At 45.0% G+C, this 269-nt stretch carries 1 protein-coding gene; it reads right to left on the reverse strand.

Annotated features, from left to right (window positions below; genetic code table 11):
• A partial coding sequence (locus AB4486_RS24355; protein WP_372119207.1) for a chromosome partitioning protein ParA occupies positions 1 to 269 on the reverse strand: 269 nt, incomplete at both ends.

Raw genomic sequence — 269 nt, forward strand, 5'->3', positions numbered from 1 at the left:
CCCCAATAAGCTTCGCAAGTTCCTCTTTTTTAGCTTGATTCATCACGTCCATATACTCCTCCATCGCACGTCGTCCACGCCCTTTTGGAAGATCATATTGAACCTGAGCTTTGTGGATCTCAGATTCTTTGACTTGGCGAATCGAATGCGAGACAGCATTCGCGACCTTAGTTGGCTGACCAACTGAGGTTTTTGCATCGCCTTTTTTTACCTCGTTCTTTTTGTTGGTTCGATTGGTTTTGGATGTATTGCCTATCGAAGAAGGAGGT

The sequence above is a fragment of the Vibrio sp. 10N.222.55.C6 genome (assembly GCF_041473395.1).
GTDB classification, from domain to species: Bacteria; Pseudomonadota; Gammaproteobacteria; order Enterobacterales; family Vibrionaceae; genus Vibrio; species Vibrio crassostreae_C.